The sequence below is a fragment of the Streptomyces sp. URMC 126 genome (assembly GCF_051386555.1).
In the GTDB taxonomy this organism is placed as follows: domain Bacteria; phylum Actinomycetota; class Actinomycetes; order Streptomycetales; family Streptomycetaceae; genus Streptomyces.
In genome coordinates this window covers 1-3,072 of record NZ_JBPQTX010000508.1, presented here as the reverse complement: position 1 = coordinate 3,072, position 3,072 = coordinate 1, and the positions used below count along the sequence as shown (strand labels likewise).

Annotated in this window: 2 protein-coding genes; both read left to right on the top strand. The window is 73.1% G+C overall.

The window, feature by feature from the left end; all coding sequences use genetic code 11:
• The first annotated feature begins 245 nt into the window (after positions 1-245).
• Entirely contained in the window at positions 246-776 is a 531-nt protein-coding gene (locus ACSNOK_RS32060; RefSeq protein ID WP_436784305.1) for a SigE family RNA polymerase sigma factor, read from the top strand.
• A gap of 367 nt (positions 777-1,143) precedes the next feature.
• On the top strand, positions 1,144-2,814 hold the full coding sequence (locus ACSNOK_RS32055) for a long-chain fatty acid--CoA ligase (RefSeq protein ID WP_436784304.1): 1,671 nt from the start codon (positions 1,144-1,146) through the stop codon (positions 2,812-2,814).
• The last annotated feature ends 258 nt before the right edge of the window (positions 2,815-3,072 follow it).

Here is a 3,072-nt window from a genome sequence, read left to right as displayed (position 1 = left end):
GAGGGGGCGAGGTGGGCAAGCCCCGTCCTGTCCCGTCCCGGCCCTGGTCAAAGCGCCGGCCCTGACCCCTCCCCGCCTCACCGACGCCTCCCCGGCCACCCTCCCCGTCGGCCGGACCGGCACCGCGGCAAGCCGTCTACCCCTCCAGGAGGTGGGGGCAGCCCCACCAGTACGACCTGAGGGGGAGCGGCCTTCGGCACTTGCGGCCGATCCGCCGGGTACAGGGGCGCTCCTAGCGTTGAGTCATGACCACGACCGTGTGCCCCAGTGCATCCACTGCCGTGTACCCGTCCTTTTCGTCGTATGTACGGGCACGCGGTCCGGTGCTGCAGCGCACCGCCCGCTCGCTGACCGCGAATCCCAGCGACGCCGAGGACCTGCTGCAGACCGCGCTCACCAAGACCTACCTGGCATGGGAGCGGATAGAGGACCACCGGGCGCTCGACGGTTACGTCCGGCGCGCGCTGGTCAACACGCGCACGTCGCAGTGGCGCAAGCGGAAGGTCGAGGAGTACCCCTGCGAGGAGCTCCCCGAGCGCGAGGCGCCGCCCGCGGCGGACCCGGCGGAGGCGCAGGCGCTGCGCGACGCGATGTGGCGCGCGGTGCACCGGCTGCCGGACCGGCAGCGGGCCATGGTCGTCCTCAGGTATTACGAGGACCTCACCGAAGCGCAGACCGCCGAACTGCTCGGCGTCTCGATCGGCACGGTCAAGAGCGCCGTCTCGCGCGCCCTCGGCAAGCTGCGGGAGGACCCGGAGCTGGCGCGGGCCGCCTGACGGCCGCGGGAACGGGCCGAGCGGGCCGGGCCGAGCGGGACGGGCGTCGGGCTGCGGGAGGGACCGCGTGTCGGTCGGGCGGCGTACGGCCCGGGCGTCGGGCTGCGGGAGGGACCGCGTGCCGGACAGGCAGCGTACGGCCCGGGCATCGGACCGCGTACGGACCGGACGCCGGACCGCGCCACGGACGGGGCGCTGCGCTCCGGCCCCGTACCGGCGGCCCGAGCCACCACCCGCCAAGAGATCAAGCACTGCCGAGGTAGTGACGTACCACCGGAAACGCCACCAGAATCACCCGGGAACGACCTGACGACCTTCGCGTGACGGCCCAACGAGTCGTCGCAGGTGCGAAATGGGGAGGCCCCTGGTGCAGAGCACGATGCAGGACGTACCGCTGACCGTCACTCGGATGCTGGTGCACGGGACCGTGATCCACGGGAGGGCGCGGATCACGACCTGGACGGGGGACGGCACGCCGCGCCGGCGGAGCTTCGCGGAGGCCGGGGCGCGGGCGATGCGGCTCGCCCACGCGCTGCGGGGGCTGGGCGTCGCCGAGGACGACGTCGTCGGGACGCTGATGTGGAACAACGCCGAGCACGTCGAGGCGTACTTCGCGATCCCCTCCATGGGCGCCGTGCTGCACACGCTCAACCTGCGGCTGCCTCCCGAGCAGTTGGCGTGGATCATCCGGCACGCCGCGGACCGCGTGGTGATCGTCGACGGTTCGCTGCTGCCCCTGCTGGCACCGCTGCTGCCGCACCTCGACTGCGTGGAGCACGTGATCGTCTCGGGCCCCGGCGACCGCTCCGTCCTGGCGGACTGCCGCCCCGACGTCCACGACTACGAGGACCTGCTCGCCGCGCAGACCGCCGACGCCTACGACTGGCCGGAGCTGGAGGAACGCCGGGCGGCCGCGCTCTGCTACACGTCCGGGACGACGGGCGACCCCAAGGGCGTCGTGTACAGCCACCGTTCGCTCTACCTGCACTCCCTGGAGATCAACTCCGCCGCGGCGTTCGGGCTGAAGCAGGGGGAGACCTGTCTGCCGGTCGTACCGATGTTTCACGTGAACGCTTGGGGGTTGCCGCACGCCGCCTTCATGTCGGGTACGTCGCTGCTCCTGCCCGACCGCTTCCTCCAGCCCGGGCCGCTCGCCGAGATGATCGAGCGCGAACGGCCGACCCTCACCGCCGGGGTGCCGACCATATGGCAGGGCCTGCTGGCCGAACTCGATGCCCGCCCGCGGGACACCTCGTCACTGGGTGCCGTGGTCAGCGGCGGGGCGCCCTGTCCGCCGTCCCTGATGAAGGCGTTCGAGGAGCGGCACGGGTTGCGGGTGGTACAGGCGTGGGGGATGACGGAGACCTCGCCCCTCGGCTCGATCGCCTACCCGCCGGCCGGTCTCACGCCCGAGGAGGAGTGGCCGTACCGCGTCACCCAGGGCCGCATCCCGGTCTCGGTCGAGGCACGGCTGGCCGCGCCGGACGGCGGATTCCTGCCGTGGGACGGCACGTCGGCCGGCGAACTGGAGATCCGCGGGCCCTACATCGCCGGGGCGTACCACGGAGGCGCGGACGGTGAGCCGATCCGCCCGGACGACAAGTTCAGCCCCGACGGCTGGCTGCGCACCGGTGACGTCGGCACGATCACTCCCGACGGTTATCTGACGCTCACCGACCGGGTGAAGGACGTCATCAAGTCGGGCGGCGAGTGGATCTCCTCGGTCGAGCTGGAGAACCACCTCATGGCCCACCCCGAGGTGGCCGAGGCGGCGGTTGTGGCGGTCCCGGACGAGAAATGGGGCGAACGGCCGCTCGCCGCCGTGGTCCTGCGCGACGGCTCCTCGGCGGGGCACGAGGCGCTCCGCGCGTTCCTCGGGGAGCGCGTGGCGCGCTGGCAGCTGCCGGAACGGTGGGTCCGGGTTCCGTCCGTCCCGAAGACGACGGTGGGGAAGTTCGACAAGAAGGCGCTGCGGCGGCAGTACGCGGAAGGGGATCTGGAGGTGACGGTGCTGCCGCCTGTGCGGGCGGGGGAGTGAGGGGCGGTTCCCGGGGAAGCGGGCTCCGGGGGTGAGGTGAGAGTGAGCGGGTGACGGGTCCGGCCGCACACCGGACACGGGCGATCGCCCCGATTTCCGGGCCGGGCCGGACCGGACCAGACCGGGCCGGACCCGGCTGGGACGGGCGAGAGACAGCAGGGCGGGAGACGGCCGGGCCTGCCGGAGTCGAGGAGCCTCGCCGGGCATCGCGGGCCCGTCAGCCCGGCCCCCGCGTCCCCCCGGCGCCCTACCTACGCC